The organism is Phyllobacterium ifriqiyense, assembly GCF_030817885.1.
GTDB classification, from domain to species: domain Bacteria; phylum Pseudomonadota; class Alphaproteobacteria; order Rhizobiales; family Rhizobiaceae; genus Phyllobacterium; species Phyllobacterium ifriqiyense.
In genome coordinates this window covers 2,818,224-2,831,910 of sequence record NZ_JAUSZT010000003.1, presented here as the reverse complement: position 1 = coordinate 2,831,910, position 13,687 = coordinate 2,818,224, and the positions used below count along the sequence as shown (strand labels likewise).

At 53.5% G+C, this 13,687-nt stretch carries 11 protein-coding genes; 8 read left to right on the top strand and 3 right to left on the bottom strand.

Going from position 1 to position 13,687, the window contains the following annotated elements:
• Positions 1-48 precede the first annotated feature (48 nt).
• The 8 genes from QFZ34_RS21485 to QFZ34_RS21450 all read left to right on the top strand — a co-directional run bounded on the left by QFZ34_RS21485 (position 49) and on the right by QFZ34_RS21450 (position 9,886).
• Positions 49-831 carry a transporter substrate-binding domain-containing protein gene (locus QFZ34_RS21485; protein ID WP_370878825.1) on the top strand — a complete coding sequence of 261 codons (783 nt, stop codon included), beginning with the start codon at positions 49-51 and terminating at the stop codon, positions 829-831.
• Between the two features lie 117 nt (positions 832-948).
• Complete coding sequence (locus tag QFZ34_RS21480; RefSeq protein ID WP_307286551.1) at positions 949-1,662, top strand: ABC transporter permease; 714 nt, start codon at positions 949-951, stop codon at positions 1,660-1,662.
• Between the two features lie 92 nt (positions 1,663-1,754).
• A complete protein-coding gene (locus tag QFZ34_RS21475) occupies positions 1,755-2,513 on the top strand; it encodes an ABC transporter permease (RefSeq protein ID WP_115053290.1) in 759 nt (252 codons plus the stop codon).
• A 194-nt stretch (positions 2,514-2,707) separates the two neighbouring features.
• Positions 2,708-4,711: a CocE/NonD family hydrolase gene (locus QFZ34_RS21470; protein WP_307285345.1), complete on the top strand. Its 2,004-nt coding sequence runs from the start codon at positions 2,708-2,710 to the stop codon at positions 4,709-4,711.
• Between the two features lie 116 nt (positions 4,712-4,827).
• Positions 4,828-6,417: an ABC transporter substrate-binding protein gene (locus QFZ34_RS21465; protein WP_115052958.1), complete on the top strand. Its 1,590-nt coding sequence runs from the start codon at positions 4,828-4,830 to the stop codon at positions 6,415-6,417.
• Between the two features lie 13 nt (positions 6,418-6,430).
• A complete protein-coding gene (locus QFZ34_RS21460; protein WP_115052959.1) occupies positions 6,431-7,390 on the top strand; it encodes an ABC transporter permease in 960 nt (319 codons plus the stop codon).
• A 10-nt stretch (positions 7,391-7,400) separates the two neighbouring features.
• The gene (locus QFZ34_RS21455) at positions 7,401-8,225 is read left to right on the top strand and encodes an ABC transporter permease (RefSeq protein ID WP_115052960.1); all 825 of its coding nucleotides are present in this window, start codon (positions 7,401-7,403) and stop codon (positions 8,223-8,225) included.
• Positions 8,225-9,886, top strand: coding sequence for an ABC transporter ATP-binding protein (locus QFZ34_RS21450; RefSeq protein ID WP_115052961.1), 1,662 nt, complete (start codon positions 8,225-8,227; stop codon positions 9,884-9,886). The genes QFZ34_RS21455 and QFZ34_RS21450 overlap by 1 nt, the downstream gene beginning before the upstream one ends.
• 1 nt (position 9,887) lies before the next feature.
• Here the strand turns inward: QFZ34_RS21450 and QFZ34_RS21445 are convergent, their stop codons facing one another.
• The 3 genes from QFZ34_RS21445 to QFZ34_RS21435 are packed head-to-tail and all read right to left on the bottom strand — an operon-like array spanning position 9,888 to position 13,686.
• On the bottom strand, positions 9,888-10,838 hold the full coding sequence (locus QFZ34_RS21445; protein ID WP_307285334.1) for an alpha/beta hydrolase: 951 nt from the start codon (positions 10,836-10,838) through the stop codon (positions 9,888-9,890).
• Positions 10,835-11,617, bottom strand: a complete 783-nt coding sequence (locus QFZ34_RS21440) for a carnitinyl-CoA dehydratase (RefSeq protein WP_307285331.1) — start codon at positions 11,615-11,617, stop codon at positions 10,835-10,837. Before QFZ34_RS21440 ends, QFZ34_RS21445 begins: the two co-directional genes overlap by 4 nt.
• Complete coding sequence (locus QFZ34_RS21435) at positions 11,614-13,686, bottom strand: acetate--CoA ligase family protein (protein WP_307285328.1); 2,073 nt, start codon at positions 13,684-13,686, stop codon at positions 11,614-11,616. The genes QFZ34_RS21440 and QFZ34_RS21435 overlap by 4 nt, the downstream gene beginning before the upstream one ends.
• Position 13,687 lies beyond the last annotated feature (1 nt).

Here is a 13,687-nt window from a genome sequence, read left to right as displayed (position 1 = left end):
AATCAATAATACGGGGAATAATCCCGGGGAACAGCAAGAGTGGAGATAATGATGAAGACACTATTGAAATCAACAGTTGCGGCCTTTGTTATTCTGGCCGGATTGGGCGTGGCAAATGCTGAAACAATCAAGGTTGGCATTGCGGCAGAGCCATATCCGCCATTCGCCTCGCCAGACGCATCGGGCAAATGGCAGGGCTGGGAGGTCGACATTGCCATGGCGCTTTGTGAAGAAGCGAAACTGGATTGTGTTATTACTCCGGTCTCGTGGGATGGCATCATTCCAGCGCTGACAACGAAGAAGATCGACATTATCACCGCTTCAATGTCGATCACGGCTGAACGCGAAAAGACAATCGATTTCTCGGATAAATATTACAACACGCCGACTGTTATCCTGGGCTCAAAAGACATCAAGATGGAGCCTACGCCGGAAGGGTTGAAAGACAGGATTATCGGTGTGCAGGTTTCGACAGTACACCAGGTCTATGTGAAAAAGCATTTCGCTGGCACGGCAGCTGAGATCAAGGAATATCAGACACAGGACGAGGCCAATCAGGATCTTGCGGCCGGACGCATTGATGCGACACAGGCAGATGCGCTGGCACTGGAAACCTTTGCGGCAACGGATGCCGGAAAGGCGTGCTGTGAAATCAAAGGCAAGGTTGCCGACGATCTCGAAGTGTTGGGACCTGGCGTCGGTGTTGGTTTGCGTAAAGGCGATACGGCACTCAAGGAAAAAATGAATGCCGCGATCAAAGGCATTCGCGCTAATGGCAAATATGACGAAATCTCAAAGAAGTATTTCAACTTCGATATGTATGGTGGCTGATATGCCTTTGGCCGGGCGGGTATGACCCGCCCGGATTTTCTTGCAGAACTGCGCTGACAGCGCTGAATCGAGGACGGCTTGGCCGACGTGTCGATTATTCCTGAAACACTATCGCAGATGCTGACATTGCTTTCTCCCAGCCCACCCGGCTGGGGTGGTAATCTGCTCCGCGGGCTTATGCACTCACTGCAGATCGCATTGGGAGCATTTGGTATGGGGCTGATAATCGGCACTCTGGGTGCATATGGGAAGCTTTATGGATCGCCCTTGGTTCGGGATCTGGCCGGGATTTACACAACCATCGTCCGGGCAGTGCCGGAACTCGTATTGATCCTGCTGCTCTATTATGCGGGTACCGACCTTATCAATCGCATTCTTGAGATGGCCGGATATCAACGTATTGATATTAGCGGCTTGGTGGCCGGCATAGTCGTGCTTGGTTTCGTGCAGGGTGCCTATGCTACCGAAGTGTTGCGCGGTGCCATAAAGGCGATTCCTTATGGGGAGATAGAAGCAGCTCGCGCCTATGGCATGTCTCCAATATTGATGATGCGCCGCATAACGCTTCCCTCAATGCTGCCTTATGCTTTGCCAGGTCTGGCCAATCTCTGGCTGATAGCCACCAAGGATACGGCGTTACTTGCTGTTGTCGGTTTTAGTGAATTGACGCTGGAAACCCGGCAAGCCGCAGGAACGACCAAAGCATATTTCCTGTTCTTTATGGCTGCGGGGGTGCTCTATCTGCTCACCACGCTTTTCTCCAATCTCATAGTTGGGCGAATTGAGAAATGGGCGCGGCGTGGTATGCCGTCGGTCGGGGAGGCAGGGTAATGTCCAACCTGACTGTTGATACGAAAATTGAAATCCCCCTTGAGACCTTTCCCATTCATAAGGATGCGGACCCCGATCGACCGCGTGAGTGGATGCAGCCGCACCGGATTGTTCTGATATTGATCGGTCTGGCGCTCGTGGCATCCGCGATATTCTTTCTGCGCTGGGATTGGTTGCCCAATTATGGCGGACTTATTCTCCAAGGATTATGGCGCACCATCTGGATATTATGCGTCACAGTGTTTCTCGGCTTTCTGCTGGCGGTTCCGCTGGGTCTCGCGCAAGCTGCAGGGCCTGCCATTCTCGCTGTTCCAGCACGCTGGTTTTGCACGATCATTCGCGGAACGCCGCTTCTCCTGCAGCTTTGGCTCCTTTACTACGGATTGGGGTCACTTTTCCCTCAATATCCCTGGATACGCGGGTCAGAGCTTTGGCCGTATTTGAGGCAGGCATGGCCTTATGCGGTGCTTGCCCTTACGCTGTCTTATGCGGGCTATGAAGGTGAGGTCATGCGCGGTGCTTTTGCCGGTGTGCCCAAGGGACAATTGGAAGCTGCACGGGCATTTGGAATGCGCCGATTCACGATACTAAGGCGCATATGGCTTCCACAAGCTATTCATCGTGCTCTGCCAACACTTGCGGGCGAGGCGGTGTTGCAGCTGAAATCCACGCCTCTTGTAGCAACGATTACCGTCGTGGACCTTTATTCGGTGGCGTCGCGGATTCGCCAGGATACGTTCATCACCTATGAACCGCTGCTTTTGCTTGCGGCGGGCTACCTGATCATAACCGGAATAATTGTCTTCCTGTTCAGGCGTTTGGAACGGCTTGTTCCCTCTCGCCTTGGCTGACGAATATACTGATGTTTGACGCAAATGGCGGGACTTATGTCGCAAGTGTTTGGTGTGTTGTCGTGGGCAAATGCGCATAGTGTGAGCATAAGGGAACGCCTCGCAAAGACGAGAAAATGGGATTGTATCATTCGCGGGCGCTCCGCCCGGTATGCATCGCCATTTTCGTATCCATGTGAGGGCGAAAGGTGGTAATGCGAACAGTCGAAACTTTTCCGCATAAGATCACAGAGCAAGCCGATATGGGCATCGTCATGCCCGACGGCTGCCGCCTTTCAGCGCGGGTCTGGATGCCCGAGGAAGCTGACGAAAATCCTGTTCCGGCCATTCTTGAATTTCTGCCATATCGCAAACGTGACGGAACGACCGCGCGCGATAATCTGACCCATCCTTATTTTGCCGGGCATGGCTATGCCTGCTTGCGTGTTGATATGCGCGGGAATGGCGATTCCGAAGGATTGATGGAAGACGAATATTCCGAACAGGAATTGCAGGATGCCTGCGATGTCATCAAATGGATTGCGGCTCAATCCTGGTCGACCGGCAAGGTTGGCATGATGGGCATTTCCTGGGGCGGTTTTAACTCGCTTCAAGTGGCGGCAATGCAACCGGATGCACTCAAAGCCATCATTACGCTTTGTTCGACCGATGATCGTTATGCCGACGATATTCACTATAAGGGCGGTCTTCTGCTGAATGAAAATCTGGGTTGGGGCGCAACGATGCTGTCCTATTCATCCAGAGCGCCTGATCCGGCCTTGGTTGGGGAAAAATGGCGGGATATGTGGCTCGAGCGCTTGGACAACGAGCCATTTTTGCCTGCTGTCTGGTTGAATCACCAGACACGCGATGGCTATTGGCAGCGCGGCTCCGTTTGCGAAGATTTTTCGAAGATAAAGGCCGCGACACTTGCGATCGGCGGCTGGGGCGACGCTTACAAGAATGCGGTATCCAGATTGATGACGGGAATTACTGCACCGGTAAAAGGTATTATTGGGCCTTGGGTGCACAAATATCCGCATTTTGCGGTGCCGGGGCCGCGTATCGGCTTTCTCCAAGAGGCTCTGCGCTGGTGGGATCGATGGCTTAAGGACATTGAGACCGGCGTTGAGAATGATCCGGCCTATCGCGGCTATCTGATGGATTCTGTACGGCCTAAAAGCTGGTATACGGAGCGGCCTGGTCGCTGGATTGCAGAAGAACAATGGCCATCGCAAACTATTGGAACTGCGCTGTTTCATCTTCACGACGACAAGAGCCTGTCAGGGCAGCCTTCAGATGCCTTTTCGCATCTGGTGTCATCGCCGCAGGATTGCGGGATGATGGGAGGCGAATACTGCGCGATCTGGCTGGGTCCGGAAATGCCGGGCGATCAGCGCCGCGATGACGCTCTTTCCGTTTGCTATGATATGCAACTCGACCGGTCGATGGATATTGTCGGTGCACCCGAAATTACGTTGACGCTGACGAGCGACAAGCCTGTTGCCATGGTTGCCGTGCGGCTTTGCGATGTGCATCCGGACGGCGCCTCAACACGCATCACCTATGGTGTTTTCAATCTTTGCCATCGCAATAGTCACGCTGTACCCGAAGCATTGGAGCCGGGCAAAAGCTATGAAATCAGCTTCAACCTTGATGATATCGCTTATCGCCTCCCTGCGGGGCATAAGTTGCGGGTTGCCGTATCCTCGTCATACTGGCCAATGGTCTGGCCTTCACCGGAACCCGTCAGTCTGACAATTCAATCCGGAACAGTTGCTGTTCCGTCGCGGGCAATGGCTGAGGGTGACGAGTGGACCTTCGCCGAGCCGGAAGCAGCATCGCCATGGCAATTGGAGACGTTGCGCGACAGTGCCAATAGTCGCTCAATTGTCCATGATCAGGTCAGTGGAAAGATTGTACTGTTGATCGAAGATGATTTCGGCGAAGCGCGAGACAAGGACCACGGCCTGATCCATGGCGGTGTGGCGCGTGAACGCTGGGAAATTCAGGCCGATGATCCGCTATCGGCGCGGGGTGAAACCCATTGGACCGAGATTTCGGGGCGTGACAATTGGCGTATCAGAACTGAGACTTTTACGAGCATGCATTCTGACAAGCACAAATTTTATCTCACGGGCCGGATCGAGGCCTATGAGAATGACAATGTCGTATTCGAGCGTAATTTTGCGGAAACAATTGATCGAAATTTCATATGAGAATGTCCGGCATTCGCACATGAGAAGTATCTAAAGGTTGAAATACATAGCTATCAGGTCGCATAATTAGAGAAAACCAGAAGGCGCAAAGCGTCTTAGACAAGAAGGGGAATTCAATGTCTAATGAACTCGACTATCTCAGCCGCAGGGTTGCACTTGGAAAGCTTTCGCGCCGGGATTTCCTCGGTCGCGCCGCTGCGCTCGGCGTAACCACAGTTTTTGCCAATTCACTCCTGACCAGCGCAGCCTTGGCTGAGGGGCCGGTCAAAGGCGGTACGCTTAAAGCCGGTATGCAGGGTGGCGCATCGACTGACAGTCTTGATCCAGCCACCTGGCAAAGTCAGGTTCCCTACAAGTTTGGGCGCCAGTGGGGTGAGCAACTCGTTGAAATCCAACCGGATGGAACGCTGCAACCCAAGCTTGCCGAAGAGTGGGGCTCATCGGACGACGCCAAAGTCTGGACATTCAAGATCCGCAAAGGCGTTCAGTTTCACGACGGCAAGGACATGACGCCGGACGATGTTGTGGCAACGATGGAACGCCACTCCGACGCGAATTCCAAGTCCGGTGCGCTAGGCGTCATGGGTGGTATCTCCAATGTGAAGAAAGACGGCGATACCGTTGTATTTACACTGAAAGAAGCCAATGCTGATCTGCCATTCCTGATGGACGACTACCATCTCATGATTCAACCGAATGGCGGCAAGGACAAGCCCACAGCCGGTATTGGCACGGGTCCCTATAAGGTCGTGACTGACGAGCCCGGCGTTCGCCATATCGGCGCAAAGTTTGAAAACTATTGGAATGGCGACAAGCGCGGTCATGCCGAGCAAATTGAAATCATCGTGATCAATGATGCGACTGCGCGCACATCAGCGCTGCAGTCGGGTCAGGTGCACATGATCAACCGGGTCGAGCCGAAGATTGTCGATCTGGTCAAGCGCGTGCCGGGCGTCACCATTCAGAACGTGGCCGGTAAGGGACACTACGTTTTCATCGCTCATTGCAACACGGCGCCATTCAATAATAACGACCTGCGGTTGGCGCTTAAATATGCGATGAACCGTGAGGACATGGTGCAGAAAATTCTGCGTGGTTACGGTTCGGTCGGCAATGATTTCCCGATCAACAAGGCCTATCCATTATTCTCTGACGATATTGAGCAGCGCGCATACGACCCTGATAAAGCCGCCTTCCACTTTAAAAAGTCGGGCCATGACGGGCCAATATTGCTTCGCACATCCGACGTTGCCTTTCCGGGCGCTGTTGATGCGGCTCAGCTTTATCAGCAGAGCGCTGCAAAGGCCGGCATTACCATTGAGGTCAAGCGCGAGCCCGGCGATGGCTATTGGTCAGAAGTGTGGAACAAACAGCCATTTTCCGAATCCTATTGGGGCGGGCGTCCAACGCAAGATCAGATGTATTCGACGGCCTACCTTTCTACCGCCGATTGGAATGACACGCGCTTCTTCAATGAAAAGTTTGACAAGATGCTGATTACGGCACGCGGCGAACTGGACGAAGCCAAGCGCAAGTCGATGTACCGCGACATGTCAGTCATCGTGCGCGATGAGGGTGGGGTGATCGTGCCAATGTTCAACGACTTCATTGATGCGACAAGCGCAAAGGTGGGCGGTTGGGTACCAGATGGCAATCAGGAGATGAGCGGCGGTTACGCATTGTCGCGTTGCTGGCTGAACGCCTGATCGGCCGCGTGAGATGAGTACACCTGTCCTGAAACTGGTTGCCCAACGCATCGCGATGGGCATCCTTCTTCTCCTTGCAGTTTCCGTGCTGATTTTTGCAGGCACCCAGATTCTGCCTGGAGACGTTGCGCAATCCATACTCGGGCAATCAGCCACGCCGCAAGCGCTTGAAAACCTGCGACGTGATATGGGCCTGAATGATCCAGCCTATATCCGCTATCTGCATTGGCTTGGCGGCATATTGACCGGTGATTTGGGAACGGCCCTCTCAAGCGGGCAGGACATTGCAAGCTCACTGAAAGGAAGGCTGTGGAACACCTTGTTCCTTGCATTCTGGGCGGCAATTGTTTCCATTCCATTGGCTATTGGTCTGGGACTGTTGGCAGTGCGCTATCGCAATGGTTTCGTGGACAAGCTCATTTCCGGCCTCGGTCTGGCCTCAACTTCGTTGCCCGAGTTTTTTACCGGATACCTGCTGATCTACTTTGTCGCCGTTCGTCTGCAATGGTTTCCAAGTGTTTCAACGGTTTATGAAGGCATGCCGCTGGGTGAAAGGCTCAGCGCCATCGCCTTGCCGGTGACCGTTCTGACACTGGTTGTGCTGGCGCATATGATGCGCATGACACGCGCCGCCATTTTAAACGTCATGCAGTCTGCCTATGTGGAGACAGCGGAACTAAAGGGGCTTTCGCCCTTGCAGATCATCACGCGGCACGCATTTCCAAATGCCATCGCGCCGATCGTCAATGTGGTCATGCTCAATCTGGCATTCTTGGTCGTCGGCGTTGTCGTAGTCGAGGTTATCTTTGTCTATCCCGGCATGGGACAGTACCTTGTGGACCACGTGGCCAAACGCGATGTGCCGGTTGTTCAGGCATGTGGGCTTATTTTCGCGGCTGTATATGTCAGCCTGAATATTATTGCTGACATCGTGGCGATTGTTTCCAATCCCCGCCTCAGACACCCGAAGTGAGGCCCACGCAATGTTGAATGTAAAAAATATTCCTATCAGTGCGTGGATCGGACTACTCGTCACTGCTGTATTCGTCTTCGCAGCGGTTTTTGCGCCGTGGGTTGCTCCTTATCCTGTGGGGGAGACGGTTGGTGACGTATGGGAACCGATGTCGGCCAAATATTTGCTCGGCACAGACAATCTGGGTCGCGATTTGCTTTCACGCATGATTTTTGGCGCACGCATCACCATTTTCATTGCGGCCACGGCGACGGCACTCTCGTTTATTTTGGGTTCGGTGCTTGGTTTTGCCGCTGCGGTTATCGGAGGCTGGTTTGATCAGCTCATGTCGCGGTTTGTCGATCTGATCATGGCTATTCCGACCCTGATTTTTGCGCTTGTCGTGCTTTCGGTTTTGCCGGCAAATATAATGACATTGATCCTCGTCATGGGGCTATTGGATGCGACGCGCGTTTACCGGCTGGCCCGGGCAGTAGCCGTTGATATTAACGTTATGGACTTTGTCGAGGCTGCGAAACTTCGTGGCGAGGGCCGTATCTGGATTATTTTCCGGGAAATATTACCCAATGCCCTGACACCTTTGATCGCAGAGCTTGGCCTGAGATTCATATTTGCAGTTCTTTTCCTTTCGGCACTTTCCTTCCTTGGCCTCGGTGTCCAGCCACCTGACGCTGATTGGGGTGGAATGGTGAAGGAAAACAAGGAGGGTATCGTCTTTGGCATTCCTGCAGCTTTGATACCTGCTGCGGCCATTGCTGTACTTGCGATCTCGGTCAACCTTGTCGCGGACTGGATATTGAACCGAACCACCAGCCTGAAGGGAGGTCGCGGATAATGGTCAAAGCTCCATTGAAAGACAAAACAGGCCTTCTTCTCGACATCCGCAATCTGCGTATCGAAGCAACCAGTTATCCGCCTGGAGAACCGCCCAGGAATATTATTATTGTCGACGATGTGTCGGTAAAGCTTGAGCGGGGCAAGGTGCTCGGACTTATAGGCGAATCCGGTGCGGGCAAATCGACAATCGGGCTCTCCAGCATGGGCTATGGCAGGGGTGGTGTACGCATTACCGGTGGTGAAGTGCTGTTGAACGGCCGAGATATTCTGAAAGGCGGCGCGAAGATATTGCGACAGATACGGGGCCGCGAAGTTTGCTACGTGGCGCAATCGGCTGCTGCGGCCTTCAATCCTGCGCGCAAATTGATGGATCAGGTGATTGAAGCCGCGCTGCTTCACAAAATATGTACCAAGGCCGAGGCTGAAAAGCGCGCGGTCGGACTTTTCAAAAAGCTGGGTCTTCCAAATCCTGAAACTTTTGGCCAGCGCTTTCCGCATCAGGTATCGGGCGGACAGCTACAACGTGCCATGACAGCCATGGCTCTATGTTCGGAGCCGGATCTGATTGTCTTTGATGAGCCAACGACGGCTCTTGATGTGACCACGCAGATTGATGTGCTGGCTTCCATCAAGGATGCAATCCGCGATACGAATGTCGCCGCACTCTATATCACGCACGATCTTGCTGTGGTTGCACAGGTCGCTGACGACATTCTCGTCTTGCGCCATGGCAAACAGGTCGAATACGGAGATACACAACAGATAATCAAAGCGCCGCGCCAAGCCTATACAAAACAGCTTGTGTCCGTGCATCACATTCCGCACGAACAAAAAAGTCCCGCCGACAAGCCAATTCTATCGGTGAGGAACATCACCGCTGCCTATGGCGGCGGATTGGTCAAAGTGCTCAAGAACGTTTCTGTCGATATACATCTTGGTCAGACCTTGGCTGTGGTCGGTGAATCCGGTTCTGGTAAATCAACACTTGCTCGCGTCATCACTGGGCTTTTGCCGCCGATGGAAGGGGCGATCACCTTTGAAGGCAGAACATTATCGGCGCGACTTGCCAATCGCACGCGCGACGATCTGCGTGAATTGCAGATGATCTATCAAATGGCTGATACCGCGATGAATCCACGCCAAACGGTCGGTACCATTATCGGCCGTCCGTTGGAATTCTATTTCGGTATGGGTGGCAAGGAACGCGACAAGCGCGTTGCCGAATTGCTGGAAAAAATGGAAATGGGCAAAAATTTTGCTGGCTGCTATCCGGCAGAACTGTCCGGCGGGCAGAAGCAGCGTGTTTGCATCGCGCGCGCACTGGCTGCAAAACCCAAGCTCATCATCTGCGACGAGGTAACCAGCGCGCTTGATCCCTTGGTTGCTGACGGTATTTTGAAACTGCTTTTGAATTTGCAAAAGGATGAAAACGTCGCTTATCTTTTTATCACGCATGACCTTGCGACAGTGAAATCCATATCCGACTCCATCGCAGTCATGTATCGGGGCGAGGTGGTTCGCTACGGTCCGAAGTCGGACGTGTTGAAACCGCCATTTGACGATTACACGGATTTGCTCTTGTCGTCGGTTCCTGAAATGGAACTCGGCTGGCTGGAGACGGCTATGAAGACAAGGCGAATGGCAAGCGCTGGAAACTAAATTAAAGCTGGCCGGGCCAACGGCCTTGGCCGAGCAAATGTACGGCGGTTGTGATCCGGCGAAAGCTCGCTCGCGCACGATCAACGCTGTGGCGCGCACGAAGGTAACCATGAACAAGACCGGGTTCATTGTTCCAGAGCGCCTTTCCCCCGGCAGCGCTGATTTTGTTGCAATAGTCGCGGCCATCGTCGGATAGTGGGTCACATTCCGCCGAGATGGCGATCGTATCGGGCAATCCGTTGAAATCCTTATCATTCAAAGGTGCAAAGCGCGGATCGTTTGACCAATTAAAACCACCGCCTCGAATTTCAGCATAGTAGAGCGTATCGCGCGTCGTCAGCATTGGTGCTTGAGCATGGGTGAGATACGAGCCTTGATCTGTTTCACCACCCAGCCCGGGATAGATAAGAACCTGACCAACGGGAGCACGTTCGTGACGGCGCACATGATGTGTGACCGCGGCGGCGAGATTTCCGCCAGCACTGTCGCCGCATAAAATGATCGGCAATTCGCAGGTGGATGCGACGTGTTCAAACGCCGCGAGGCAGTCAAGGAATGCTGCTGGATGCAAATGTTCAGGCGCTAAACGATAATCAACCGAGACGATACGAAAGCCGGTAGCATCGCAAAGCTCAGCACAGACATCATCATGGCTCTCAAGCCCACCCACGACAAATCCGCCACCATGGAAATAGAGGCATATAGCCTCTGGATCGCTATCAGACTTTTCGTAGACCCGGATCGGTATCCGCTGTTCTGCGGTATGAACGAATTTGTTAGTCGAGGAAACCGATCCTGGATATTGCGAAAAGAATGCCCGACACATGGTGTTGTAGACTTCGCGTTGCCGGGCAACGGAATCATCCGTAGAATCTGGCGGATAAAAACTATTGGTCCGCTCAATGAAAGCCCAGGTCTGCTCGTCGATCAGGGCGGAGTAGTCAGTGGTCATTTTCCCTTCCAAACGGGATCGCGTTTTTCGGCGAATGCCTTGAACCCTTCTTGCCCATCTTCCGAAGCATAAAGTGTGTCGACTGTACGGAATTTCCGCTTTGTGATCCAGTTCATGGCTTCCTGAAAGCCCATGCTTTCCGCTTCGCGCGCGACTTCCTTGATGGCAGCGAAAACCAATGGAGGTCCGCTTTCAAGCATGCGGGCAATTTCCCAAACGCGTGCCATGAGATTGTCTTTCGGCAGCACCTCGTTGACCAGCCCCCAACGATGGGCTTCAGCAACATCCATCCAGCGGCCAGTCAGGAGCAGGTCCATTGCAACATGGTAGGGAATGCGCTTTGGCAATTTTACAGTCGCGGCATCTGCCAGCGTACCAGCGCGTATTTCCGGCAGTGCAAAACTCGAATGATCGGAGGCATAAATCAGATCGCAGGAAAGGGCGAGTTCAAAACCACCGCCGACCGCCATGCCATTGACGGCAGCAATAACCGGCTTGTTAAGATCCAGTAATTCTTGCAGGCCGCCGAAGCCGCCAACACCGTAATCACCATCCACAGCATCGCCGCTGGCAGCTGCCTTCAAATCCCAGCCGGCGCAAAAGAACTTGTCACCCTCGGTTTGTACGATTGCCACACGTAGTTCCGGATCATCGCGGAACTTTTTGAATGTTTCGCCCAGCAGTCTGCTGGTTGTAAGATCAATGGCATTGGCCTTTGGCCGATCAAGCGTAACTTCGAGAATGCCTCCCTCGCGCCGCGTTCTGACAACATCATTCATGAAAGTTCTCCCTTTGTAACCAGTAGCGCATCGGCGATCCAGGCGCCTTGTGCCACGCCACAGATCAGCAGCGGATTAATATCGAGTTCAACAATTTTTCCTGCATTTTTGACCGCAAATGTAGCGATCCCCATAATAGCGTCCAAAGCCGCATCCAGATCAGCCTTGGGCTTGCCGCGATAGCCATCAAGCAAGGGGAACATACGCAGTGAACGCAAAGCGGTTTCAATATCGCTGCGGCTTGATGGCAGAAGCAGCGTTACCGTGTCTTGCAGCAATTCTACCATGACCCCGCCAGTACCCAGCGTCATAACAGGGCCGAACTGCGGATCGTCGATAATGCCGACAATGAGTTCTGCCACTGTACCTGTTACCATGCGCTCGACATAAATGCCGGAACCAAGATCAATCAGGTCGTCCGCCGCTGCTTTGACTGCATCTGCATTCTTTAGATTCAGCCTGACGGCATTTTGCTCTGACTTGTGGGAAATGCCGAGCGCCTTGAGGGCGACCGGATAGGCCAGTTTATTGGCGACGTCTACGGTTTCAGCAGACGTCGTACAGCGGTGACCTTCAGGAACCGGCAAGCCTGCGGCTTTCAAAATGGTTTTGGCTTGAGCTTCATCAGGTGCTGCCGTGTTGCCAGAGTTTTTACCGGGAGTAGCCACCGGCAGAGCAATTTCTGTGACCCAAGCCTTGCCGATGAACGCTGCCGCCTCAGCAGCGTCAAAAGCTTCGACAATTCCGCAAAGTGGGGCGATGCCTTTGGCGATGAGCTGCGCCATATATTCTTCCGGAATGTTTTCAGGCAATGAGGCCACGATAGCGCCTTTAGCATTGTTCGTGCGCAATGCATTCTCAAAGCCGCGAACAGTGGACCACCAATCAACGTCCGAGCACCGGTCCTTGCGCGGAAAATCGAGGACAAGACAGCTCAAAGAAAACCCGCCCGCGACCATCGTCGTAAATGTTTCAGTCAGTGCTGGTTCATTATTCCAGATAAAAGTGTGGTAATCGAGCGGATTGGCCACCGCAACGAGAGGTCCGAGCGTCGACTTCACTTTGGCGCGATGTTCCGGCGTCAGAGGAGGGAAGTGAACCAGGCGGCCTTCAGCACTGTCAGCCATAACAGAGGCTTCGCCACCGGAACAGCTCATAGAACAGAGCGTGTTTCCATCAAGTGGTCCATGCACATGCAACAATTTGAGCGTCTCGAGGAACGATGCGATTGAATTGACACGAGCAATGCCCAGCCTTTTCAGAAATGCATCGGAAGCAGCATCCGAACCAGCCAGCGAAGCCGTATGGGAAACTGTCGCAGCTCGTGCTTGTTCTGAGCGTCCAACTTTCATCGCAACGATCGGCTTGCCGAGTTCACGGGCGCGCTTTGCCAGTTGTTCAAATTTAGATGCCGATTGAAAAGCCTCAATATGCAGACCGAGCGCTGTGACGCGTTCATCCTCAAGCAGGGCAATCGCCATGTCAGGCAAGCCGGTTTGGGCCTGATTTCCCGCCGTCATGACATGGGCAATCGGCAACCCACGGGTCTGCATCGTCATATTGATGGCGATGTTGGACGACTGCGTGATGATGGCTACGCCCCGTTCGTCCGGCTCCAGCCGTCTGCCGCCATGTTGATCGGGCCAAAGCAGAGCGCCATCACAATAATTAATAAGCCCATAGCAATTAGGCCCGATGATCGGCATTTCACCCGCCGCCTCGATCAGTTCTTCCTGAAGTCTTGCGCCGTCGGCGTCATCCGCGCCTGCTTCGAGGAAACCCGATGCATAGCAGACTGCCACGCCCGTTTCGATCGCGCGCAGTTCACGCACAATATCGAGAGTTAGAAAGCGATTAACTCCGATAAATGCGGCGTCAGGACCTGCCGGTAAGTCGGCAACCGAGCGGTAGACTTTCAACCCGCATATTTCATCATGTTTGGGATGCACCGGCCATATCTCACCGGAAAAACCCATTTTTTGCGATTGCTTTATGACTTCGGCAGCTTGAAGGCCGCCGAAGACAGCAATGGTCTTGGGCCGAAGCAGGCGATCCAGTTTATGCGCCATC

Bases quoted from the DNA above. Each gene is read 5' to 3' on its own strand.
- QFZ34_RS21485 (WP_370878825.1), top strand. From the start codon at position 49: ATGATGAAGACACTATTGAAATCAACAGTTGCGGCCTTTGTTATTCTG.
- QFZ34_RS21480 (WP_307286551.1), top strand. From the start codon at position 949: ATGCTGACATTGCTTTCTCCCAGCCCACCCGGCTGGGGTGGTAATCTG.
- QFZ34_RS21475 (WP_115053290.1), top strand. From the start codon at position 1,755: ATGCAGCCGCACCGGATTGTTCTGATATTGATCGGTCTGGCGCTCGTG.
- QFZ34_RS21470 (WP_307285345.1), top strand. From the start codon at position 2,708: ATGCGAACAGTCGAAACTTTTCCGCATAAGATCACAGAGCAAGCCGAT.
- QFZ34_RS21465 (WP_115052958.1), top strand. From the start codon at position 4,828: ATGTCTAATGAACTCGACTATCTCAGCCGCAGGGTTGCACTTGGAAAG.
- QFZ34_RS21460 (WP_115052959.1), top strand. From the start codon at position 6,431: ATGAGTACACCTGTCCTGAAACTGGTTGCCCAACGCATCGCGATGGGC.
- QFZ34_RS21455 (WP_115052960.1), top strand. From the start codon at position 7,401: ATGTTGAATGTAAAAAATATTCCTATCAGTGCGTGGATCGGACTACTC.
- QFZ34_RS21450 (WP_115052961.1), top strand. From the start codon at position 8,225: ATGGTCAAAGCTCCATTGAAAGACAAAACAGGCCTTCTTCTCGACATC.
- QFZ34_RS21445 (WP_307285334.1), bottom strand. From the start codon at position 10,838: ATGACCACTGACTACTCCGCCCTGATCGACGAGCAGACCTGGGCTTTC.
- QFZ34_RS21440 (WP_307285331.1), bottom strand. From the start codon at position 11,617: ATGAATGATGTTGTCAGAACGCGGCGCGAGGGAGGCATTCTCGAAGTT.
- QFZ34_RS21435 (WP_307285328.1), bottom strand. From the start codon at position 13,686: ATGGCGCATAAACTGGATCGCCTGCTTCGGCCCAAGACCATTGCTGTC.